This window comes from Burkholderia sp. MSMB1078WGS, assembly GCF_001528895.1.
Lineage (GTDB): Bacteria > Pseudomonadota > Gammaproteobacteria > Burkholderiales > Burkholderiaceae > Burkholderia.
In genome coordinates, this window is sequence record NZ_LPDI01000041.1 from 117,856 (window position 1) to 138,863 (window position 21,008).

At 67.1% G+C, this 21,008-nt stretch carries 21 protein-coding genes and 1 tRNA gene; 10 read left to right on the forward strand and 12 right to left on the reverse strand.

The features are described from left to right. Positions 1-79: 79 nt before the first annotated feature. From WT24_RS12830 to ompR, 4 genes are all read right to left on the reverse strand, one after another. Positions 80-607 (reverse strand): carboxymuconolactone decarboxylase family protein, encoded by a 528-nt coding sequence (locus tag WT24_RS12830; protein WP_006478562.1) that lies wholly within the window; start codon positions 605-607, stop codon positions 80-82. A 76-nt stretch (positions 608-683) separates the two neighbouring features. After that, a complete protein-coding gene (locus tag WT24_RS12835) occupies positions 684-1,232 on the reverse strand; it encodes a peroxiredoxin (RefSeq protein WP_006478563.1) in 549 nt (182 codons plus the stop codon). 189 nt (positions 1,233-1,421) lie between these two features. Further along, positions 1,422-2,783: an ATP-binding protein gene (locus tag WT24_RS12840; protein ID WP_059505991.1), complete on the reverse strand. Its 1,362-nt coding sequence runs from the start codon at positions 2,781-2,783 to the stop codon at positions 1,422-1,424. A gap of 41 nt (positions 2,784-2,824) precedes the next feature. After that, positions 2,825-3,559 (reverse strand): two-component system response regulator OmpR, encoded by a 735-nt coding sequence (gene ompR, locus WT24_RS12845; protein ID WP_006478565.1) that lies wholly within the window; start codon positions 3,557-3,559, stop codon positions 2,825-2,827. Positions 3,560-3,817: 258 nt separating this feature from the next. Between ompR and WT24_RS12850 the strand changes: the two genes are divergently transcribed. The 3 genes from WT24_RS12850 to WT24_RS12860 all read left to right on the forward strand — a co-directional run bounded on the left by WT24_RS12850 (position 3,818) and on the right by WT24_RS12860 (position 7,015). Further along, positions 3,818-4,096, forward strand: coding sequence for a hypothetical protein (locus WT24_RS12850; protein ID WP_034207558.1), 279 nt, complete (start codon positions 3,818-3,820; stop codon positions 4,094-4,096). A 134-nt stretch (positions 4,097-4,230) separates the two neighbouring features. Then, a complete protein-coding gene (locus tag WT24_RS12855) occupies positions 4,231-5,727 on the forward strand; it encodes a DUF1800 family protein (RefSeq protein WP_060033998.1) in 1,497 nt (498 codons plus the stop codon). Between the two features lie 67 nt (positions 5,728-5,794). Next, positions 5,795-7,015 carry a DUF1501 domain-containing protein gene (locus WT24_RS12860; RefSeq protein WP_060033808.1) on the forward strand — a complete coding sequence of 407 codons (1,221 nt, stop codon included), beginning with the start codon at positions 5,795-5,797 and terminating at the stop codon, positions 7,013-7,015. 10 nt (positions 7,016-7,025) lie between these two features. Here the strand turns inward: WT24_RS12860 and hpnD are convergent, their stop codons facing one another. Further along, the gene (gene hpnD, locus WT24_RS12865) at positions 7,026-7,859 is read right to left on the reverse strand and encodes a presqualene diphosphate synthase HpnD (RefSeq protein ID WP_060034001.1); all 834 of its coding nucleotides are present in this window, start codon (positions 7,857-7,859) and stop codon (positions 7,026-7,028) included. Positions 7,860-8,105: 246 nt separating this feature from the next. On the opposite strand from hpnD, the gene WT24_RS12870 reads away from it, so the two are divergent. Both WT24_RS12870 and WT24_RS12875 read left to right on the forward strand, forming a co-directional pair. Continuing rightward, positions 8,106-8,192: transfer RNA gene (locus WT24_RS12870), tRNA-Leu, on the forward strand. A 183-nt stretch (positions 8,193-8,375) separates the two neighbouring features. Continuing rightward, on the forward strand, positions 8,376-8,669 hold the full coding sequence (locus WT24_RS12875; protein WP_060033810.1) for a hypothetical protein: 294 nt from the start codon (positions 8,376-8,378) through the stop codon (positions 8,667-8,669). A gap of 104 nt (positions 8,670-8,773) precedes the next feature. Here WT24_RS12875 and WT24_RS12880 read toward each other — a convergent pair whose 3' ends face one another. From WT24_RS12880 to WT24_RS34875, 5 genes are all read right to left on the reverse strand, one after another. Beyond that, the gene (locus WT24_RS12880; protein WP_059505998.1) at positions 8,774-9,004 is read right to left on the reverse strand and encodes a hypothetical protein; all 231 of its coding nucleotides are present in this window, start codon (positions 9,002-9,004) and stop codon (positions 8,774-8,776) included. 111 nt (positions 9,005-9,115) lie between these two features. Next, positions 9,116-10,225: a class II histone deacetylase gene (locus tag WT24_RS12885; protein ID WP_060033813.1), complete on the reverse strand. Its 1,110-nt coding sequence runs from the start codon at positions 10,223-10,225 to the stop codon at positions 9,116-9,118. Positions 10,226-10,239: 14 nt separating this feature from the next. Then, positions 10,240-11,448 carry an MFS transporter gene (locus WT24_RS12890; protein ID WP_060033816.1) on the reverse strand — a complete coding sequence of 403 codons (1,209 nt, stop codon included), beginning with the start codon at positions 11,446-11,448 and terminating at the stop codon, positions 10,240-10,242. 21 nt (positions 11,449-11,469) lie between these two features. Continuing rightward, complete coding sequence (locus WT24_RS12895; protein WP_060033818.1) at positions 11,470-12,516, reverse strand: porin; 1,047 nt, start codon at positions 12,514-12,516, stop codon at positions 11,470-11,472. Continuing rightward, complete coding sequence (locus tag WT24_RS34875) at positions 12,513-12,686, reverse strand: hypothetical protein (RefSeq protein ID WP_179949340.1); 174 nt, start codon at positions 12,684-12,686, stop codon at positions 12,513-12,515. The genes WT24_RS12895 and WT24_RS34875 overlap by 4 nt, the downstream gene beginning before the upstream one ends. Positions 12,687-12,818: 132 nt before the next feature. Here WT24_RS34875 and WT24_RS12900 point away from each other — a divergent pair, with 132 nt between their 5' ends. Next, positions 12,819-13,970: a helix-turn-helix transcriptional regulator gene (locus WT24_RS12900; RefSeq protein ID WP_060033821.1), complete on the forward strand. Its 1,152-nt coding sequence runs from the start codon at positions 12,819-12,821 to the stop codon at positions 13,968-13,970. 105 nt (positions 13,971-14,075) lie between these two features. Next, positions 14,076-15,074, forward strand: coding sequence for a 2-dehydropantoate 2-reductase (locus WT24_RS12905; RefSeq protein WP_060033824.1), 999 nt, complete (start codon positions 14,076-14,078; stop codon positions 15,072-15,074). A 264-nt stretch (positions 15,075-15,338) separates the two neighbouring features. Here WT24_RS12905 and WT24_RS12910 read toward each other — a convergent pair whose 3' ends face one another. Together WT24_RS12910 and WT24_RS12915 are read right to left on the reverse strand one after the other, a co-directional pair. Then, positions 15,339-15,788 carry a MarR family winged helix-turn-helix transcriptional regulator gene (locus WT24_RS12910; RefSeq protein WP_060033826.1) on the reverse strand — a complete coding sequence of 150 codons (450 nt, stop codon included), beginning with the start codon at positions 15,786-15,788 and terminating at the stop codon, positions 15,339-15,341. 62 nt (positions 15,789-15,850) lie between these two features. Then, a complete protein-coding gene (locus WT24_RS12915; RefSeq protein WP_060033829.1) occupies positions 15,851-16,996 on the reverse strand; it encodes a glycerate kinase in 1,146 nt (381 codons plus the stop codon). 391 nt (positions 16,997-17,387) lie between these two features. On the opposite strand from WT24_RS12915, the gene tig reads away from it, so the two are divergent. From tig to clpX, 3 genes are all read left to right on the forward strand, one after another. Next, positions 17,388-18,734 carry a trigger factor gene (gene tig / locus WT24_RS12920; protein WP_059790645.1) on the forward strand — a complete coding sequence of 449 codons (1,347 nt, stop codon included), beginning with the start codon at positions 17,388-17,390 and terminating at the stop codon, positions 18,732-18,734. A 140-nt stretch (positions 18,735-18,874) separates the two neighbouring features. Then, positions 18,875-19,528 carry an ATP-dependent Clp endopeptidase proteolytic subunit ClpP gene (clpP, locus tag WT24_RS12925; protein ID WP_006496351.1) on the forward strand — a complete coding sequence of 218 codons (654 nt, stop codon included), beginning with the start codon at positions 18,875-18,877 and terminating at the stop codon, positions 19,526-19,528. 164 nt (positions 19,529-19,692) lie between these two features. Continuing rightward, positions 19,693-20,964, forward strand: coding sequence for an ATP-dependent Clp protease ATP-binding subunit ClpX (gene clpX / locus WT24_RS12930; RefSeq protein ID WP_006489345.1), 1,272 nt, complete (start codon positions 19,693-19,695; stop codon positions 20,962-20,964). Positions 20,965-21,008 lie beyond the last annotated feature (44 nt).

Sequence of the window (21,008 nt, forward strand, 5' to 3'; positions counted from 1 at the left end):
GAAATGAAAAATGCCACGCGAATGCGTGGCATTTTCGTTGGCAGCCGGCACGGCTCTCGCGGCCGCGCGACCGGATCGCTTATTCGCCTTCGGCGGCGATCACCTGCGCGGCGGCGTTGATCACCGACGCGATGCGGCCGACGTCGCGCAGCTGCGTGACGGTCATCCCTTGCTCGTTCTTCAGCAGCGCATAGTGCGACTTCACGCAGAAGTGGCACTTGCCGACGATCGACGCGGCGAGCGCGTACATCTCGAACTTGCGCTTGTCGACGCCACCGTGCGTTGCATACGCGCCCATCCGCAATTCGGCGCGCTGCGTCTTCAGGTCGGCGTCGTCGGCCATCTCGACATACGGATACCAGGTGTTGTTCATCCCCATCAGCGCGGCCGCCGTCAGCACGGCGTTCGTCTCCTCGGGCGACAGCACGCCGGCTTCGCGAATCGTCTTGACGAGCACCGTGCTCTTCGCCGCGATGGCCGCCGCCAGCGCCACGCCGACCGCGTCGGTGCCTTCGAGCGACGAGCGCGAGATCGTGCCGTCGAGGTTCAGGCGAATGTCCTTCGCGTAGTCGGGAATACGTGCCTTAATCGAGTCGATGAATTCCATTGATATCTCCTATGGGTTGGCCGTTAAAAAAGCCCGCAGGCAGGACGTGCGCCGCGGGCTTCGTGCATCGATGCGCTTACAGCGTTGCGCCGCCGACTGCACGGTTGCACGGGCACAGTTCGTCCGTTTGCAGGCCGTCCAGAATGCGCAGGACTTCTTCCGGGCTGCGGCCGACGTTCAGGTTGTTCACCGAAACGTGCTGGATCGTGTTGTCCGGATCGACGATGAACGTCGCACGCAGGGCCACGCCGGCTTCCTTGTCGCGCACGCCGAGCTGGTCGATCAGTTCGCCCTTGACGTCGCCGAACGAGTAGTGGTTCAGCTTGTCGAGGTCCTTGTGCTCACGGCGCCATGCGAGCTTGACGAATTCGTTGTCCGAGCTGCCGCCGAGCAGGACGGCGTCGCGCTCTTCGAACTGCTTCGTGAGCTTCGCGAACTCGACGATTTCCGTCGGGCACACGAACGTGAAATCCTTCGGATAGAAGTAGATGATCTTCCACTTGCCCGGGAACGACGCTTCGGTGACGGTCTCGAACGCCGACTGGCCGTTTTCCTCGTGATTGTTGAAGCCCGGCTTCGCGGCTACGACGGTGAAAGCTTCGAGTTTATCGCCCACGGTTTTCATGCGGATACTCCTGTGTGAGTTGGGAAGAAGACTGAGTCAAGCTACCTCGGTGCTGCAACGATGATGTGACAGCATGAAAGGGACTATAACACTATTGATGTTTCGCTTCAATAGATTTTGACTAACGTCCTTCATAGCTTTTGTCAACCGGATCGATAGTGTGACGCGCAAGATGCGTGCGCGAACGTGTCATGCGGTCGCACGCGCCTTGCCGGCGCCGGGGAATTCGAGCGTGACTTCGAGGCCGGCGTCCGGGTGGCGGTTGCGCAGGCGCAGCGCGCCGCGGTAGCGGCCGACGAGCCGCAGCACGATCGCCATGCCGAGGCCTGTGCCGTCCGCCTTGGTGCGCGCGGTGTCGACGCGGTAGAACGGCCGCATCACGAGCGGCAGCTGATCCTCGGGAATGCCGGGGCCTTCGTCGCTCACCGACAGTTCGACGCGCGCATGCGACACGCGCGTCTCGAGCGTGATCCGCGAGATGCCGTCCTGCTTGCTCTGGCCGTACTTGCGCGCGTTCTCGACGAGGTTGCCGATCACGCGCCGCATGTCGGTCTCGTCGGCTTCGATGATCGCGCTCGGCGCGAGCCGCGTGCGGATTTCGACGCCGTCCTCGCCCGACACGCGCGCGGCGACGTCCTGCGCGACCGACGATAGATCGACGGGCTCGGGCTTGCGCTGCGACGGGCGCGCGTAGTCGATGAAGGCCGCGATGATGCGGTCCATCTGTTCGATGTCGTCGACCATCGCGTCCTTGGTCGCCTGGTCGGACGGGCTCATCTCGGTTTCGAGCCGCAGCCGCGCAAGCGGCGTGCGCAGGTCGTGCGAGATGCCCGCGAGCATCAGCGCGCGATCGGCCTCGAGCTGTTCGAGGTCGCGCACCATCTGGTTGAAGCTGCGGTTGGTCTCGGCCGCGACGCCCATCCCGCGCTCGGGCAGCGGCTCGGGCGCCTGGCCTGACCCGACCTGGCGCGCGGCGAGCGCGAGCCGCGAGAACGGCCGGTTCACGAGGCTGGTGATGAACGCGGAGCCGAACAGCGACAGCGCGAGCGCGAACAGCCCCCAGCCGGCCCATTGCAGGCCCGTGACGTTGTCGAGCTGGTCGCGATCGAGTGCGACCCAATAATCGTCGTCGTCGATCTTGAAGCTGATCCACACGCCGGGAATGTCGTTGACCGACTGCGCGATCACGGTATCGTCGCCGAGGCGGCTGCGGATGTCGTGTTCGATCAGGCGGTTCAGCGATTCGTCGGGCTGCAGCTTGAACTTGTCGGTTTTTTCGCGCGGGTACACGCGCACGCCCTCGTTGCTCTCGAGATCCTGCAGCAGCGCGCGCCGCAAGTCGGGATCGGAATAGAGCAGGGCGGTGCGCGTGAGCTTCACGACCGCGACGAGCTGGAGCGCGACGCGTTGCGCACGCGGCTCGCGCTCGATCACGCGAAAGCTCTGGAACCACGCGGCGAGACTGACCGAGATCAGCAGCGCGATCAGCAGGAAGGTGCGCCAGAACAGCCCGCCGAACGCAAGCTGCAGAAGGCGCCGGTCGATACGCATGGGACGGGCCGTGGGCGGGGCGAAACCGGGAAGGAGAAAGCTCAGGCAGCGCCGTCCGGGATGAACACGTAGCCGAGGCCCCAGACGGTCTGGATGAAGCGCGGGCTGCCCGGATCCGGTTCGATCAGCTTGCGCAGGCGCGAGATCTGCACGTCGAGGCTGCGGTCGAACACTTCATATTCGCGGCCGCGTGCGAGCTCCATCAGCTTTTCACGCGACAGCGGCTGGCGCGGATGACGCGCGAACACTTTCAGCACCGAGAATTCGCCGGTGGTCAGCGGAATTTCCTGGCCGGACTTGGTCAGCGTGCGCGTGGCGAGATTCAGCGAGAATTCGCCGAACTCGAATACCTCGGTGGTTTCCGACGGTGCGCCCGGCAGTTCGGCCGGCGCCTGGCGGCGCAGCACCGCATGAATGCGCGCGACCAGTTCGCGCGGATTGAACGGCTTCGGCAGGTAATCGTCGGCGCCCATCTCGAGGCCGACGATGCGATCGACGTCCTCGCCCTTCGCGGTGAGCATGATGATCGGCGTGCGGTCGTTGCTGCCGCGCAGCCGGCGGCAGATCGACAGGCCGTCTTCGCCGGGCAGCATCAGGTCGAGCACGAGCAGGTCGAAACGCTCGCGGACCCAGAGCTTGTTCATCGCGGTTGCGTTTTCCGCGACGTAGACGTTGAAACCCTGTTCGCCGAGATAGCGGCGCAGCAGATCGCGCAGGCGAGGGTCGTCGTCGACGACGAGAATCTTGGAGGGGTTTTTCGTTTCCATGATCGGCATCTTATCGCGAATGGGAATTGGCGCACGGCCGCGTATTTTCGTGCGTTACAGTCGGTTACAAAATTTACCCGTAGTGTCGCGCCGAGTAAAGGCAGGCTATAGAGATTCCTTTACTCGAAGCCGAAATTCGGTAGATACTCCCCTGCACTCCATCTTTCATCTTTGTACACCCGAATTCCGCAGGGTTTTTCAAGTACCAGAGGTAGCCGGTTGCCGCGTGACGAAGGGAACAAATCGACCAAAGAAGCGAGGACGGTCATGCGATCTGCCCGGATTGCACTGATGCTGACGATCGCGCTTGCCGGTCCGTATGCGTCGAACCTCGCGTATGCGCAGCGCCCCGAGCAGGGCGCATCGTCGCGCAAGCTGCCGCGCGGCAAAGCGCCGCAGCCCGATCGCGCCGCCGATATGACGGCCCGTTCCGCCGTGCCTCCCGATCTCGAACAGCGCCGTCGCGACGGGCACATGACGCCCGAAGAGCGGCACCTGTTGCGCCAGCACATCGAAGACGCCGTGCGCGAGTTGTACAAGCGCTGATGCGTGCCGTCGTTCGCCTTGCGCGGAAATCCCCGCGCGGAAAGAATTCGTAGCATTTTTTTCGTCAACTTTCGGCTGCCGAATGCCGTTGTACGGGCATCCGCACCGCCGGTGCGTTCCGGGAGTCCATGACGATGAAAGCGAACGCTGCCGCACCGGCGTCGTCGCCTGCCATGCAGTCGCCGCTCGATGCCGACGACGCGGTGTTTTTTCTCGGCCGCACCGGTTTTTCTCCCGCTCCCGCCGAAGTCGCACGCATCGTCGGCATGACGCGCGCGCAGGTCGTGGCCGATACGCTCGGCAATGCACGACGCGAACCCGTCACGACGTGGCCCGACTGGCTCGCCGAGCCGCCGCCGACACGCGCGCAGCGCCAGGCGCTGACGCCCGACATGCGGCGCGACGAGCAGCGCGAGCGCAATCGCCGCTACGATGCGTTGCGCGCGGCCTGGGTCAACGAGATGGTCGCGACGCCGTCGCCGCTCACCGAGCGCATGACGCTGTTCTGGCACGGGCATTTCACGTCCGGGCAGGACAAGGTGCCTTACCCGCAGACGATGGCCGCGCAGAACGCGCTGTTTCGCCGCGAGGCGCTCGGCAACTTCGGCTCGCTGCTGCACGCGGTCGCGAAGGATCCGGCGATGCTGCAGTATCTCGACGGCGCGAGCAATCGCAAGGGGCGCCCGAACGAGAATTTCGCGCGCGAGGTGATGGAGCTGTTCACGCTCGGCGAAGGGCATTACACGCAATACGACGTGACCGAGGCCGCGCGCGCGATGACGGGCTGGACGGTCGATCCCGACACGCTGCGCTTCGCGGTGCGGCCCGAATGGCACGATGCCGGCGACAAGACGATCCTCGGCGAAACCGGGCCGTTCGACGGCGACGGCTTTCTCGACATCCTGCTGAAGCGGCCGGACACCGCGCGCTTCATCGCCGGCAAGCTGTGGCGCGAGTTCGTGTCCGATACGCCGGAGCCGCGCGCGCTCGACGCGGTGGCCGAGCGGTTTCGCGCGAGCGGCTACGACATTCGCGCGGCGCTCGCCGCGCTGTGGTCGACCGACGCGTTCTGGGATCCGCGCAACCGCGGCGTGCTGGTCAAGTCGCCGGCGGAATTCGTGGTCGGCTCGGTGCGGCTGTTCGACGTGGCGTACGGCGATCCGCAGATGCTCGCGAACACCGTGCGCACGCTCGGACAGAACCTGTTCTATCCGCCGAGCGTGAAGGGCTGGCCAGGCGGCGCGCTGTGGATCAACAGCACGACGCTGCTGTCGCGCAAGCAGTTCGTCGAGCAGTTGTTCCGCGCGACTGAGACGGCCGGCATGCGGCCGCCGGCCCGTGCGATCGCGCCGTCGCCGAGCGCGCACGCGATGCCGGTGGCCGACGCGGCGTCCGCCGCCGGCCCGCGCGGCATGCCCGCCAAGCCCGCGCGCGGCGGCTTGCGTTTCGACCTCGAGCGCTGGCTCGCGCAGTATCGTGCGCGGCCTCAGGCGATCGCGGGATTGTCCACCGAGTTGCAATTGCAGCACGCGGTGCTGCAACTCTCGCCGGTCGCGGCGATCGACACGGATTCGACCGGCAGCGCGTATCTCGAGGCGCTGCTGATGGATCCGGCCTATCAACTGAAATGATGCGAACGACGACGAAGCGGGCGGCGGCCGCGGCCAAGGCGGCGGGCGGCGAACCAAAGGATGTGCGATGAACCGACGTGATTTTCTGACGCTGACGGGCGCCGCGGCGGCGGCCGGCGTGTCGATGTGGCAGGCGAACGCGGTGGCGGCTGCCGCGCCGCAGGCCGGCCGAAAGCCTGCGGCCGGGTATGCGAACGTGCTGATTCTCGTCGAGCTGAAGGGCGGCAACGACGGCCTCAACACGGTGGTGCCGTACGCGGACCCGCTGTACTACTCGTTCCGGCGCGGCATCGGCATCAAGCGCGAGCAGGTGCTGCAGCTCGACGCGCAGACGGGGCTGCATCCGTCGCTCGCGCCGCTGATGCCGCTCTGGCGCGACGGGCAGGTCGCGGTCGTGCAGAGTGTCGGCTATCCGCAGCCGAACCTGTCGCATTTCCGCTCGATCGAGATCTGGGACACCGCGTCGCGCTCGGATCAGTACCTGCACGAGGGTTGGCTCACGCGCACGTTCGCGCAGGCGCCCGTGCCGCCCGGTTTCGCGGCGGACGGCGTCGTGCTCGGCAGCGCCGAGATGGGGCCGTTGTCGAACGGCGCGCGCGCGATCGCGCTCGTCAATCCCGCGCAGTTCATCCGTGCGGCCCGGCTCGCCGAGCCGTCGTCGCTGCGAGAACAGAACCCGGCGCTCGCGCACATCATCGACGTCGAGAACGACATCGTGACGGCGGCCGACCGGCTGCGCCCGCGCGGCGGGATGCGCGAATTCAGGACGGCCTTTCCGGCCGGTGCGTTCGGCACGTCGGTGAAGACCGCGATGCAGGTGCTGGCCGCGTGCGAAGCGTCGGGGCCCGGCGCGCAGGACGGTGTCGCGGTGCTGCGCCTGACGCTCAACGGCTTCGACACGCACCAGAACCAGCCGGGGCAGCACGCCGCGCTGCTCAAGCAGTTCGCGGACGGGATGAGCGCGATGCGCGCGGCGCTGATCGAACTCGGGCGCTGGAACGAGACGCTCGTGATGACGTATGCGGAATTCGGCCGGCGCGTGCGCGAGAACCAGAGCAACGGCACCGATCACGGCACGGCCGCACCGCATTTCGTGATGGGCGGTCGCGTGGCGGGTGGGCTGTACGGTGCACCGCCCGCGCTCGGGCGGCTCGACGGCAACGGCAACCTGCCGGTCGCGGTCGATTTCCGCCAGCTTTACGCGACCGTGCTCGGGTCCTGGTGGGGGCTCGACGCGACGCGCGTGCTGCAGCAGCGTTTCGACACGCTGCCGTTGCTGAGGGCGTGAGGCGCGCCGCTCAACGGCGGCGCGCGGCGCGCCACGCGATCCACAGCTTGCGGATCGGCGTCAGCGCGATGCGCTGATGCAGCACCTGGTAGCCGTCGCGCGCGATTTCGTCGAGCAGCGCGCCGGCCAGCGCGATCTGCGCGCGCAGCGTGCGCTGCGCGCGGCGTTCGGTGGCGGGAATCGCCGCATCGGCAGCCGCGAGCGCTTCGCGCGCGCGGGTCGTCTGGAATTGCAGCAATTCGGTGAACGCGGGGCTGTAGCGGCGGTTCAGCAGATCGGCCGCGGTCACGTTGTAGCGCTGCAGTTCGTCGATCGGCAGATAGATGCGGCCGTGGCGTGCGTCGTTGCCGAGCTCCTGCACGAATTGCGCAAGCATCAGCGCGCGGCCGACGTCCGCGGCCCACGGCTGCGGGTCGGCCGGGTGCGTCGAACTGGCGCGTGCCACCAGCGACGCGAAGGTGCCGCCGACCTGCGCGATATAGCGCTGCAGATTCGCGAAATCGAGGTAGCGCGCCTGTTCGAGGTCCATCCCGTAACCGTTGACGAGCGTGCGCAGCGCGTCGGCCTCGGCGGCGATCGTCGGGTGATGCTGCGCGAGCGCCTTCGTGACGGGGTGCGACGGTTGCCCGTCGGCCAGCGCCGCGAGTTCCTTGTGCCACCACGCGAGCTTCGTGTGTCCGACGGTCGGATCGCTGGTTTCCTTGACGGTTTCCTCGAGTTCGCGGCGCAGCGCGAACAGCGCGGTCAGGCGCGGCTGCGTGGCGAGCGGCACCTGACGCAGCGCGTAGTAGACGCTGGAGCCTGCGGGGGCGGCCTTTTGCTGACAGTAGTCGTCGAAGTTCACGGGCTCAATCGGATGGGGCGGGTTCGGGGGACGCGCGGCGGCGCGCTGCCGAAACGTCGAGCGCGGCATTCTAGCACCGCGGCACGACAGGTGCCGGCGGGGCGAGACAACGCCGCACGGATCGGGTAGAATCTCGCGCTCGCCTGATCGGGCGTGCCGGTTTTCGGGCCGGCTGAAGTGTCCCGAGCGGTCCCGGGCGCGTGGAGCACGCATCTTGCGTCACGCGCGATCAGGCGACGGAAATGCGCGTGAGTGGCGAAATTGGTAGACGCACCAGGTTTAGGTCCTGACGCCCGCAAGGGTGTGCCGGTTCGAGTCCGGCCTCACGCACCAGAAGTCGAACGTGCCCCCGGCAGGGGCCGTTCGCGAAAAAGCGCTGCCGGTCGGCTGACCGCAGCGCTTTTTTATTGACGCCGATTTCGCCGCCCGGCATCGGACCTCGCTCGAAAAACCGGCCGCGTGTAATATCGTGCGCACTTTTCGCACAAGAAGTACAACGCACCGAGGGGCCCGCCGATGAAACACACCGTCCGTATCCCGATTTCCGTTCTGGCATTGATGCTGGCCGCGCCAGCCTTCGCCAACACGCCTGCCGACAATATCGCGTGGAGTGCCAGGCCCGTGAAGACGGTTGCATCGTCGTCCGCATGCTCCGCGTATTCGGGGCGTGTGATGTCGAGCGGCGAGCCGTTGTCGACGGAGGGGGTGTTGAAAGCGCTCGGCACGTCCCTGGCCGCCGCCGCGCTGGGCGCCGTCGCCTGCGGATATCAGGGCGCAGCCCCCAATCCGTGCCCGCGTCCCGGCCTGTGACTCGCTGGCAAGCGGATCGCGGAGCGCACCGCTTCAGTTGAAACGCGCACGATACGAAGCGCCGCGCGTCGCCCGACCGCGGCGCTTCGTCGTTTCCGGCGCGCCTATTCCCAGAAGCTGCGGATCGCGACGGCCACGATCACCGGCACCGAGAACACCAGCGGAATCGCGAAATACTGCGCTTCGCGATCGACGATCCAGCTATAGATCACCCACGCCGCGCCGATCGCGAACGTGATGAGGCCGACCGTCACGGCGGCGATGTTCAGGGCCAGCTTCGATGGCTGGCGGCGCGTTTTGGTGGTGTCGTTGTTATCGCGCGGGGACGATTTCATCGGAAGAGTGCGGCCTCGGGCCGGAACGGGAGTAAAGACACAGGAAACCCCATCCGTACCGATCGCGCAAGGGCCGGCGCATGCCGGCCCGGTATCGTTCGTCAGCGCGCGTTACAACCCGAACGACACGGCCAGTTCGTCGAGCAGTTCGCGCTGGAACGCGACGAACCGCTCGCCCGGCTGCTGCGCGATCGCCAGGTCGAGCATCGGATCGGCGACCTCGGTGCGCAGGCCGGCCAGTTCCTCGACGATCGCCAGCCCGCAGAACGGTACGTACGCCTCCGAATAGCCGCCTTCGTGAACGATCACGAGCCGCCCGCCGCAATAGCGTTGCGCGGCGTCCTTCACCGCGCGGGTCATGAACCGGTAACTGTCGGTATGCAACTGCATGCGCGCGAGCGGATCGACCGCGCTCGCATCGAGGCCGCTCGCGATGACGATCAGATCGGGGCGGAAGCGTGCCAGCGCCGGCAGCACGATTCGCTCGAATGCATACCGGTAGGCATCGTCGCCGCTGCCCGCGAGCAGCGGCACGTTCAGGTTCGCGCCGACGCCCGCGCCTTCGCCGCGATCGCCCGCGCCGCTATAGCCGGGCGGGAAGCAGCGGTCCTGGTGCAGCGAGATCGTTAGCGTATCCGGATCGTCGTAGTAGATCGACTGTGTGCCGTTGCCGTGATGCACGTCCCAGTCGATCACCGCGACGCGCTCGATGCCGTGCTTCGCACGGGCAGCCTCGATCGCGATCGGGATGTTCGCGAGCATGCAGAAGCCCATCGGGCGGTCGCGCAGGCAGTGATGGCCGGGCGGCCGCGACAGCGAGAACGCATTCGCCGCGTGCTCGCCGACGACCGCATCGACCGCCGCGATCGCGAGACCGGCCGACAGCGCGGCGATCTCGTAGCTGCCCTTGCCGAATGGCGCGAGATCGCCGAGGTCGCCGCCGTTCGCGTCGCTCAGCGCGCGGAATGCGTCGAGATAGTGTGCCGGATGAATGCGCAGCAGGTCGGCGGTGGTCGCGGGCTCGGCGCCGCGCAGGTCGAGCTGCGCGGCCAGGCCCGACGCCTGCACGAGCGACAGGAAGCGGCGCTTCGAATCGGGCGATTCCGCGTAGCCCGCGCTCGACGGTGGCTGGACCCAGCCGCCGACCGGAAAGAACAGCGCGTGCGTGCCGCCGGTATGCCAGAAAGTGCGTTCGTCGGTGAAGAAGGCAGTGCGATTCATGGATGCGTGACCTGTCACGGTTGGGAGGAAGCGGAGGGGCGCGCGCGGCGATCGATGTGGCGCAGCGCGGTGAACGACACGATCGCGACGGCCGTCGCGGCCGCGAACAGCGCGCGCATCGTGCCGCCGGCGTCGAGCATCAGGCCGGCCAGCAGCGGGCCGGCGGCGAGCCCCGCGCCGATCACGAAATTGAGTGTTGCGACGAGGCGGCCCGACGTGTCGATCTGCGCGACAGTCGCGAGAATGAACGGCAGCACGAAGGTCCACGCGAACTTGAACGCGAAGATCGCCGCGCCGTAGCCGCCGGTGTCACGCATCGCAGCGAGCGCGACGAGCGACGCCGCGAGCAGCGCATAGCCGGTCGCCAGCATCGCGCGCCGCGCGAGCCGGCCGCCCGCGCACGACGCGAGCGCCGCGCCGGCGATCCCCATCACGCTCGCGATCGCGAGCACGTTGCCGGTCGACTGCGGATCGAGCCCGGCCTCGGCCGCCGCACGGCTCGCGAACGTCCACACGCTGCCGATCGCGAGATAGAACGTCAGCACCGCGCCGATGGCGAGCGCGACGAAGCGTCGCGGCGTCGGCGGCGCGTCGCCGCGCGCCGCGTACGCGGACGCCGCCCGCGTGCCGAGCGACGTTGGAAAGCCGCGCGACAGCGGCGCCGCGAGCAGCGCGAGCACGGCGAGCGCGACGTACAGCGCGCGTAGCCCGAACGCGGCGAATACGTGCGGCAGCACGAACAGGCCGATCGCGCCCGCGATCAACTGGCCGACGACCCACAGGCCGTACACGCGGTCGCTGTTCGTGCTCGTCGCCGCGCTCGTCATGCAGAGCACCATCAGCGAGCCGCCGCCGAGGGCGGTGACGGCGCGCAGCGCGAGCAGCGCGGCAAACCCCGGCATCCACAGCGCAGTCAGCAGGTTGCCCGCGCCGAACAGTGCGATGGCGAACGCCGCGACGCGACGCGCGTCGACACGTCCGAGCCACAGGTACGACGGCACGGTCGCGAGGCTGAACGCGCCGAGTTCGACGAAGAAGTAGGTGCCGATCTGCGACGCGGACAAGCCGAGCTGCGTGGCGAGCTGACCGGCGACGGCGGGCGCCACGAGCAGCAACAGCGGCGTGATGGCCGCGAACACGACGAGCGCGACGAGCGTCGAGCGCGCGAACGTCGACGCATGGCCGTCGCGCGAGAGGGCGACATCCGGGGGCAGGGTCTTCATGACAGGATCTCGTTGGGGGAATCAGAACAGGTGGTACATACCGACCATCGCGCCGAACTGCGACGCGCCGGCAAGCGACGTCGGGTCGTATTCGTAGACGGTCTGCGAGCTTTGGCCGCTGTTGCGCGCATAGCCGAGGTTCACGTATGCGACGGTGCGCTTGGACAGCGCGTACGTGGTGCTCGCGATGAACAACGTCGGGTGGCCGATCGCCGGCGTGCGCGCATCGGTGTGGTAGACGCCCGCGTTCAGGCCGATCCCGTTCGACGTCAGGTAGCGCGCGCCGCCCCAGACGATCGTGCGGGCCGCGTCGAGGTCGCCGGTCAGGCGTTCGACGCCCGCATACACGGTGAGCGGCAGCGTGGCGAACGCATAACGTGCGGCGAGCGTGCCGAGTTCGCGACGCCGCGCGGACGCGTCGGCCGCCGCCGATACGTCGCCGTGCGCCTGATGCAGCACCGCGCTCACCGACAGGCCGTTGCTCGCGTACTGGCCGCCGAGCTCGAGCACGCGTCCGGCGCGCGTATTGCCCGCGACGCCGGAGGTCGCGGCGAGGGCTTCGACGTCGAAGCCGGCGAACGTCGGCGACTGGTATTTGACCGAGTGGTCGATGAAGTTCGCGTTCATCGGCACGAGCACGCCCTGGCCGCTGTACGACCCGTACCAGAGCGGGTCGTAGAACAGTGTCTTGTCGAACAGCACGCTGAACTGGCGGCCGAGCGTGACGGTGCCGACCGGTCCCGTGATGCCGGCGTATGCTCCGCGGAAGAACGCGTAGCCGGGCACGGTCGGGGTGCCGTCGTTGACGTTGAAGCCCTGTTCCAGCTTGAACAGCGCCCGCCAGCCGCCGCCGAGATCCTCGTGGCCCTTGATCCCGAACTGCGAAGGCAGGATGCCGTAGTTCTGCAACCGCACGGCCGAACGGTGCCCGTCGGCGTGCGTCAGATATTGCACGCCGACGTCGAGCGCGCCGTACAGCGTGAGGGCGGACTGCGCGTGCGCGGCGCCGCTGCATGCGGCAAGCGCCGCGGCGGCCATGGCCGTGCGGATGAAGCGGGGTGTCGTCACGTGGGGTTCTCCATGCCTTCCTGCATCGGCTCGTCGTTGGTGTGGTCGCGACGCAGTGTCCGCAGCGGGAAAACCGTCGAACAGTCGTCCAGATGAACGGTGCGGAAAACCCGCGGTGCGCGGCGCGAACGCCGCGCGATGCCGTCGCGCGCCGTGCTGCGCAGCAGCAACGTGCGGTGTACCGTTCAAATGGATGGGATTGGCGAGCGTTTCGGCGCCGTGGCCCGCCAAAAAAGTCGCTCGCTATAATCGGCCGGTATCGTTGCGCACATCGGCGGCCCGACCGGACAGGAGAGCGGAAGGTGAGGATCACGACGGATATCGGGCAGGACCTCGACGCGCTGCGCGACGTGCCGGCCGCCATCGCGCTCGACGAATTCGCGTGGCCGCCGCTGCCGTCCCGGCGCGCCGATTTCGATGGCGTCACGCGTGGCGACGCAGCGCAGCGCGAACTCGGCCTGATGCTGCTCGACCTGTACGCGGTGGCCGCGCAGTCCGCCATCGGCGAATTCGAATACCGGTTCTTTTCGCTGCTGCAGGCGCTCGTTCCGTTCGATGCCGCGTGGACGGGCGTCGCGACCCATGTGCCGACCGGTCCGGTGATGCACAACAGCTTTTTGTACCGGTTGCCGCACGCGTTCTTCATCGACTGGAAGCGCGTGCGCGATTGCGACCCGCTCGCGCGCCGCACGCTGCACGGCGCGCACGGCCGCGCGGTGCGGCTGTCGGTCGTCGAGCCGGGGCTCGATGCGCGGTTTCGCGACTGGTGCGTGAAGTACGGGCTCGCGCAACTGATGTTCGTATGTACGCTCGATCGCCGCTTCGGCCTGACGACGTTCGTGTCGATCTATCGGCAGGGCCTGAACCGGCCGTTCAGCGACGACGAAGCACATCGTTTCGAGGAGGTCATTCCGCATCTCGCGGCCGCATTGACGATCAACCGTGCCGCGCAGCTCACGCGCGAACGCGAGCGCGCCGACACGGTCGTGCCGGCGGCGCGTGCGCTGTGCGACAACTTCGGTGTGCTGCACCATGCCGATCACGATTTCGACGACGTGCTGCGCACCGAATGGCCGGCCTGGGCCGGTGCGCGCGTACCGGAGCCGCTTGTCGCGCATCTGCGGCGCCAGCCGGGCCGGCCGTTCGTCGGCGACGCGCTGCGCATCCAGTGCGTGCCCGTCGCGGGGCTGTTCCAGATCGAGGCGCGGCCGCGCTCGCTGCTCGACCGGCTGAGCCCGCGCGAGCTCGCGGCGATCCGCTATTACGGCGCCGGGCGTTCGCACAAGGAAGTCGCCCAGCAGATGGCGATCTCGCCGACGACCGTGCGCCACTACCTGCGCTGCGCGTACCGCAAGCTCGGCATGCACGACAAGAGCCAGATCGCCGGCGTGCTCGGCGCGACCAGCGGCGCGATCGACGACGAAGCGGTGGATGCGGGCGGCATACCGCGCTGAGGTGCACGAACGCGTGCCGCCCGATGCACGGTACGCCGCGCAAATGGTTGTGCCCGCAACCATTGAGCGTTATGCTCGTCAGCTCCTGGGAGACGGAATTCCATCATGAACGACACGAATTCAGGGTCGGTGCGCGCGGCGGTGGTCGGGGTCGGCGCGATCGGCGGATTGCTCGCGGCCGCGTTGTCGAGAGCCGGCATGACCGTGAGCGCGTACGCACGCGGCGCGACGCTCGATGCGCTGAATGCCCACGGCGTGCGCGTGATCGACGAGGCGGGCGCAATCGCGTCGGTGCCGGTGCGCGCAAGCGACGATGCGGCCGCGCTCGGTGTGCAGGACTACGTGGTGATCGCGCTGAAGGCACAGGCGCTGCCGGCGCTGGCCGCGCGCATTGCGCCGCTGGTCGGACCGGATACGGTGATCGTCGCGGCGATGAACGGGCTGCCGTGGTGGTTCACGCACGGGCTCGAAGGGGCGATCGACGGCGTGCCGCTCGATGCGGTGGATCCGGCCGGCGCGGTATCGGCCGCGTTGCCGCCCGCGCAGGCGATCGGCTGCGTCGTGCATCTGTCGTCGAGTACCGACGCGCCGGGCGTCGTGCGGCGCGGGCGCGGCAACCGGCTGATCGTCGGCACGCCCGATCCGCGGCTCGACAGGGCTACGGCGCGGTTCGCCGCGGCGCTCGCGGCCGGCGGTTTCGACGTCGAGACGACGCCCGCGATCCGGACCGAGATCTGGACGAAGCTGTGGGGCAACATGAACATGAACCCGCTGAGCGCGTTGACCGGGTCGACGGCCGAACAGTTGCTCGACGATCCGTTCACGCAGGATCTCGCGCTGCGGATGATGGAGGAAGCGGCTGCGATCGGCGCGAAGCTCGGCTTGTCCGCCGGGATGAGCGGCCCCGAGCGGATCGCGGTCACGCGCAAGCTCGGCGCGTTCAAGACGTCGATGCTGCAGGATTTCGAGGCGGGGCGCTCGCTCGAGATCGGGCCGATCCTCGGCGTGTTTCCGGAACTCGGTCGCAAGCTTGGCGTGCCGACGCCGTACTGCGACGCGGTGCTCGGATTGTTGCGTCAGCGCGCGACGAACAGCGGGTTGTAGTGCGCACGAAGCCACCGGATTCGCGGCTGTCGGCAACGCCGGCAACGCGACCGCGCGCGCTTCGCACGATGCCGTCGCGGTGCAAGACGGGCCGCCCGGACGGTGCGCCCAGACAAGCCGCCTGGATCGTGCATGACGCAACGCGGACGGCCCGTCCGATTCGTCTGATCAATGCCGCCTGCTGCGCTTCGCGAACCGGCGACGGCGGGGCCGACACGCCTTGGGACGATTCACTTCATCGCGCTTGACTTCGAAGCCGGTTACTCAGTCGTCGCGCTCGACTGCGTGCGCAACGATCTTGTCGAGCAGCCGCTCGAACGTCTGACGTTCGCTGTCGGACAGGCACGCGAGCAGGCCGTCGTTCCACTTGCGCACGATCGGCATGATCTTGCGATGCAGCGCTCGGCCGTCGGCGGTCAGCGCGATCAGCACGATCCGGCCGTCTTCGTCGCTCGCGCTGCGCTCGAGCAGCCCCTGCCGCAGCAGCGCTTCGGCCGCGCGGCTTGCCTGGCTCTTGTCGAGATTGGTGTGGCGCGCGAGATCCATGATCGAGAACGGGCCGAACGCGCCGACGGCGGCGATCACGCGCGCCTCGGGTAGCGAGATGTCGAGCTTGTGCCGGTACACCTCGCCGATCCCGCGGTCGGAGCGCTTCGTGAGCGCATGGAGGCGATAGGTCAGAAACTGATCGAGCCCGGCTTGGCGGCCTTTCATGTCGAATCCTGAAGAAAAAGGGCGGGCCCGATTGTTCCTGTATCGCGCGCTCGGGTCAACGGTCAGTGTGCACCGTACTTCAGGCGTGTCAACTGTTCCGCTTCGTTCGCGAGCAGGTCGGCCGCGTCGCGGATCGCGACGTCGAGCGTGATCGGCCCGGGAGCCGGCGAAAAGCAGCCGGCGAAGTGCTCGGACAGGCGCGGCAGCGCGGCCGGGTCGACCGCGCCCGACAGCAGCGATGCGCTCACGCCGGCTGCCTGCGCGTGCCGGCACGCGATGAACGGCGCCTTGCCGTGCAGCGTCTGCACGTCGGAGCGGCCTTCGCCGGTGATCAGCCAGTCGGCCCCGGCCAGGGCGGCGTCGAGCCCGACCTGGCGGGCCACCACTTCGGCGCCGGCCTCGAAGCGTGCACCGAGCATGTGCAGCGCGAAACCGAGGCCGCCCGCGGCGCCCGCGCCCGGCAGGTCGCGGCCGCGGCGGTCGAGTGCGGCTTCGAGCAGGTCGGCGAAGTGGGCGAGGGCCGTATCGAGGGTCGCGACCTGCGCCGCCGTCACGCCCTTTTGCGGACCGAACACGGCGGTGGCGCCATGCGCGCCCGTCAGCGGATTGTCGACGTCGGACATGCCGACGAACTCCGTTTCCTTCAGGCGCGGATCGAGCCCCGACGCGTCGATGCGCGCGATGTCGGCCAACCGCGACGGCACGGGCTCGACCGGCTGGCCGCCCGCGTCGAAGCACTGCAGGCCGAGGCCCGCGAGCAGCCCGGCGCCCGCGTCGTTGGTGCTGCTGCCGCCGAGCGCGACGAAGAAGCGGCGCACGCCGTCGTCGAGCAGTGCGCGGATCGCCTCGCCCATCCCGCGCGTGCTGCGCGCGTCGACCGGCACGCTCATGCCGACCGGGTCGGTAATCCCGACGATCTCGGCCGTCTCGACGATCGCGGTGCGCGCATCGATCACGCCCACCGCCGCGTCGCGCGCCGCCAGCGACGCGCCGGCCACCTGCAGCGTGCGCCGCGTGCCGCCGCCCGCCAGCATCGCGTCGAGCGTGCCTTCGCCGCCGTCGGCCATCGGGCAGCAGCGCACGACCGCGTCGGGCCGGGCGCGGCGAATGCCGGTGGCGATCGCGTTCGCGACCTGCTCGGCGGAAAGCGAGCCTTTGAACGAATCGGGCGCGATGACGACGACAGGCGCGGACGAGTGTTGCGGCATGGTGTCTCCGGAAGGCGTGTTTGGTATGAGGAATGAACGGGTGGGCCGTGAAGGTGGCTCACACGCTATCGGAGCTTACAGGATGGTGGGCCCGGGGTGGATACGCCGTTCGGCATAGCGACGATCCGCGCGCATGGTCGTGCAGCGGGCCGTCGATGGGGCGGGACGCACACGTGTCGCGCCGATCTGGCGGTATGAGGAAAATTGTTTGCTAGAATAGTCGATTCTTCCGGCCAAAGCCGTGCTCCGAGCCGCTTGCGCTAGCCATTCGGCGCGTGCAGGGATGGCGTGGCGCTCCGGCGCGGCGGGTGCATGCGATGCACCCTACGCCGCAGGCAGGCACGGCAAGGAAAACCCGATTCGCTCGAATAATTTTAGGACGATTGAAGCCATGGCTAACGTTGTTGAGAACCTCGGCAAGCTTGAACGCCGCGTGACGATTTCCCTGCCGAAAGACACCGTGCAGAAGGAAATCGACGCCCGTATCCAGAAACTCGCGAAGACCGTGCGCATGCCGGGTTTCCGCCCGGGCAAGGTGCCGGTGAAGATGGTCGCGCAACAATACTCGGGCCAGGTCGAGGCGGAAGTGCTGAGCGACAAGATCGGCCAGGAATTCTTCACGATCAGCCGCGCGGAAAACCTGCGTGTGGCCGGCCAGCCGAGCTTCGAGCCGAAGCAGGAGCAGGCTGAAGACGCGTACGCGTTCGACGCGACGTTCGAGGTCTACCCGGAAGTGAAGATCGGCGATCTGGCGACGGCTGAAGTCGAGCGCTCGACGACGTCGATCGGCGACGCCGAAATCGACCGCACGCTGGACATCCTGCGCAAGCAACGCGTGCACTACCACGCACGCGGCGAAGCCGGCGAGCATGGCGACGGCGGCGCGGACACCGCGGCGAAGAACGGCGACCGCGTGACGGTCGACTTCGTCGGCAAGATCGACGACGTCGCGTTCCAGGGCGGCACGGCCGAAGATTTCCCGTTCGTGCTCGGCGAAGGCCGCATGCTGCCGGAATTCGAAACGGCAGCGCTGGGCCTGAAGGTCGGCGAACAGCGTACGTTCGACCTCAAGTTCCCGGATGACTACCACGGCAAGGACGTCGCCGGCAAAACGGCGCAGTTCACGGTCACGATGAAGAAGATCGAGTGGCCGCACCTTCCGGAAATCGACGCCGAATTCGCGAAGTCGCTCGGCATCGAAGACGGCGACCTCACGAAGATGCGCGCCGAGATCAAGGAAAACCTCGAGCGCGAAGCGAAGCGCCGCACGCAGTCGATCGTCAAGAACCAGGTGATGGACGCGCTGCTGAAGATTTCGGAGCTGGACGTGCCGAAGGCGCTGATCGAGCAGGATCAGCAACGTCTCGTCGAAATGGCTCGCCAGGATTTGGCGCAGCGCGGCGTGCCGAACGCGAAGGACGCGCCGATCCCGGCCGAGATGTTCGCCGAGCAGGCCGAGCGTCGCGTGAAGCTGGGCCTCGTGCTGGCAGAACTCGTGAAGGCGAACGGCCTCGAAGCGAAGCCGGAACAGATCCGCGCGGAAGTCGACGAGTTCGCGAAGAGCTACGAAGACCCGAAGGAAGTGGTCCGCTGGTATTATTCCAACCAGCAGCGCCTCGCCGAGATGGAAGCGTTCGTCGTTGAAAGCAACGTCGTCGACTTCGTGCTGGGCAAGGCAAAGGTGACGGACAAGGAAGTGAGCTTCGAGGCACTCGCGAGCGCATCGGCGCAAGCGTAAGTGTCGCTCTAGCGGCGTGCCGGCTGTCGGAGCGACGGCCCGCACGCCGTTTTTACGTCAAGCGCACGGTTGCCATTAATATGGCGATTGAGCGGGCGGCTTCCTTCCGTTCAATTTTCCATTCGAACAAGGTTCATTGAATGATCACTCGCGCTGAATTGCTGGACATGCTTGCTTCGAACGCGCCGCAGGGTTTCGAGGCGCAAGCGCTGGGGCTGGTGCCGATCGTCGTCGAAACGAGCGGCCGCGGCGAGCGTTCGTACGATATCTATTCGCGTCTCCTGAAGGAGCGCCTGGTGTTCATGGTCGGCGAAGTGAACGACCAGACCGCCAACCTCGTGGTCGCGCAATTGCTGTTCCTCGAGAGCGAGAATCCCGACAAGGACATCAGCCTCTACATCAACAGCCCGGGCGGCTCGGTGTCGGCCGGGATGGCGATCTACGACACGATGCAGTTCATCAAGCCGGACGTGTCGACCCTGTGCATGGGTCTCGCGGCCAGCATGGGTGCGTTCCTGCTCGCGTCGGGTGCGAAGGGCAAGCGCTTCGCGCTGCCGAATTCGCGCGTGATGATTCACCAGCCGCTGGGCGGCGCGCGCGGCCAGGCGTCCGACATCGAGATCCAGGCGCGCGAAATCCTCTACCTGAAGGAGCGGTTGAACAACCTGCTCGCGCAGCACACGGGCCAGGACGTCGAGCGCATCGCGCGCGACACCGACCGTGATAACTTCATGTCGAGCGAGGACGCGAAGGCGTACGGGCTGATCGATCAGGTGCTGTTGAAGCGCCCGTGAGCTTAAACGGGGTGCCGCCCCGATTCGTGCGGCGCCCCCGCAATGTCCCGAGTGCCCTGAGCATCTGCGGCAAGCGCATCCAGCCGGCTCCGGTCGCGCCCTAGGCGCGGCGTCCGGAGCAATCGGCGTATCATGTCATTTACCTGTCCGGAGGCTCTACATTCATGGCGGACAAAAAAGGTTCGAACAGCGAGAAGCTGTTGTATTGCTCGTTTTGCGGGAAAAGCCAGCATGAGGTGAAAAAACTCATCGCTGGCCCGTCGGTGTTCATCTGCGATGAATGTATCGATCTCTGCAACGAAATCATTCGCGACGAGGCGGCTGCCGCCGGCGTCGAGGCCAGCCTGTCCCGGTCGGATCTGCCGAGCCCGCAGGAAATTCGCGACATCCTCGATCAGTACGTGATCGGCCAGGAGCGCGCGAAGAAGATCCTCGCGGTGGCCGTGTACAACCACTACAAGCGCCTGAAGCATCTCGACAAGAAGGACGACGTCGAGCTGTCGAAGAGCAACATCCTGCTGATCGGCCCGACGGGCTCCGGCAAGACGCTGCTCGCACAGACGCTCGCGCGGTTGCTCAACGTGCCGTTCGTGATCGCCGATGCGACGACGCTGACCGAAGCCGGCTACGTCGGCGAGGACGTCGAGAACATCATCCAGAAGCTGTTGCAGAACTGCAACTACGAGGTCGACAAGGCCCAGCGCGGGATCGTCTACATCGACGAAATCGACAAGATCAGCCGCAAGTCGGACAACCCGTCGATCACGCGCGACGTGTCGGGCGAGGGTGTCCAGCAGGCGCTCTTGAAGCTCGTCGAGGGCACGATGGCGTCGGTGCCGCCGCAGGGCGGCCGCAAGCACCCGAACCAGGACTTCATCCAGGTCGACACGACCAACATCCTGTTCATCTGCGGCGGCGCGTTCGACGGTCTCGAAAAGGTGATCACCGATCGTACCGAAAAAACCGGCATCGGCTTCGGCGCGACGGTCAAGAGCAAGCAGGAGCGCGACGCGGGCGAAGTGCTGCGCGAAACGGAACCGGAAGACCTGATCAAATTCGGTCTGATCCCCGAATTGATCGGCCGCCTGCCGGTGGTCGCGACGCTCGGCAAGCTCGACGAAGCCGCGCTGATGAAGATCCTGGTCGAGCCGAAGAATGCGCTCGTCAAGCAGTATCACAAGCTGTTCGCAATGGAGCGCGTCGAGCTGGAAATCCGGCCGGGCGCGTTGCAGGCAGTCGCCCGCAAGGCGATCCGCCGCAAGACCGGCGCGCGCGGTTTGCGTTCGATCATCGAACAGGCGTTGCTCGACGTGATGTACGAGCTGCCGACGATGAAAGGGGTCAGCAAGGTCATCATCGACGAGAACGTCATCGATGGGGACGGCAAGCCCTTGCTGATCTACGAGGACACGCCGAAGGTGGCGGGTTCGAACTGACCGGCTTGCCGACGATGTTCAGCGAAAAAGGCCGTTCATGAGTC

Excerpts from the sequence above, each read along its gene's own strand:
- WT24_RS12905 (WP_060033824.1), top strand. The coding sequence starts at position 14,076 with ATGAACGACACGAATTCAGGGTCGGTGCGCGCGGCGGTGGTCGGGGTC.
- WT24_RS12915 (WP_060033829.1), bottom strand. The coding sequence starts at position 16,996 with ATGCCGCAACACTCGTCCGCGCCTGTCGTCGTCATCGCGCCCGATTCG.
- WT24_RS12830 (WP_006478562.1), bottom strand. The coding sequence starts at position 607 with ATGGAATTCATCGACTCGATTAAGGCACGTATTCCCGACTACGCGAAG.
- ompR (WP_006478565.1), bottom strand. The coding sequence starts at position 3,559 with ATGCCGATCATGGAAACGAAAAACCCCTCCAAGATTCTCGTCGTCGAC.
- WT24_RS12880 (WP_059505998.1), bottom strand. The coding sequence starts at position 9,004 with ATGAAATCGTCCCCGCGCGATAACAACGACACCACCAAAACGCGCCGC.
- clpP (WP_006496351.1), top strand. The coding sequence starts at position 18,875 with ATGATCACTCGCGCTGAATTGCTGGACATGCTTGCTTCGAACGCGCCG.
- WT24_RS12855 (WP_060033998.1), top strand. The coding sequence starts at position 4,231 with ATGAAAGCGAACGCTGCCGCACCGGCGTCGTCGCCTGCCATGCAGTCG.
- WT24_RS12835 (WP_006478563.1), bottom strand. The coding sequence starts at position 1,232 with ATGAAAACCGTGGGCGATAAACTCGAAGCTTTCACCGTCGTAGCCGCG.
- WT24_RS12875 (WP_060033810.1), top strand. The coding sequence starts at position 8,376 with ATGAAACACACCGTCCGTATCCCGATTTCCGTTCTGGCATTGATGCTG.
- WT24_RS12850 (WP_034207558.1), top strand. The coding sequence starts at position 3,818 with ATGCGATCTGCCCGGATTGCACTGATGCTGACGATCGCGCTTGCCGGT.
- WT24_RS12890 (WP_060033816.1), bottom strand. The coding sequence starts at position 11,448 with ATGAAGACCCTGCCCCCGGATGTCGCCCTCTCGCGCGACGGCCATGCG.
- tig (WP_059790645.1), top strand. The coding sequence starts at position 17,388 with ATGGCTAACGTTGTTGAGAACCTCGGCAAGCTTGAACGCCGCGTGACG.
- clpX (WP_006489345.1), top strand. The coding sequence starts at position 19,693 with ATGGCGGACAAAAAAGGTTCGAACAGCGAGAAGCTGTTGTATTGCTCG.
- WT24_RS12840 (WP_059505991.1), bottom strand. The coding sequence starts at position 2,783 with ATGCGTATCGACCGGCGCCTTCTGCAGCTTGCGTTCGGCGGGCTGTTC.
- WT24_RS12910 (WP_060033826.1), bottom strand. The coding sequence starts at position 15,788 with ATGAAAGGCCGCCAAGCCGGGCTCGATCAGTTTCTGACCTATCGCCTC.
- WT24_RS12860 (WP_060033808.1), top strand. The coding sequence starts at position 5,795 with ATGAACCGACGTGATTTTCTGACGCTGACGGGCGCCGCGGCGGCGGCC.
- WT24_RS12885 (WP_060033813.1), bottom strand. The coding sequence starts at position 10,225 with ATGAATCGCACTGCCTTCTTCACCGACGAACGCACTTTCTGGCATACC.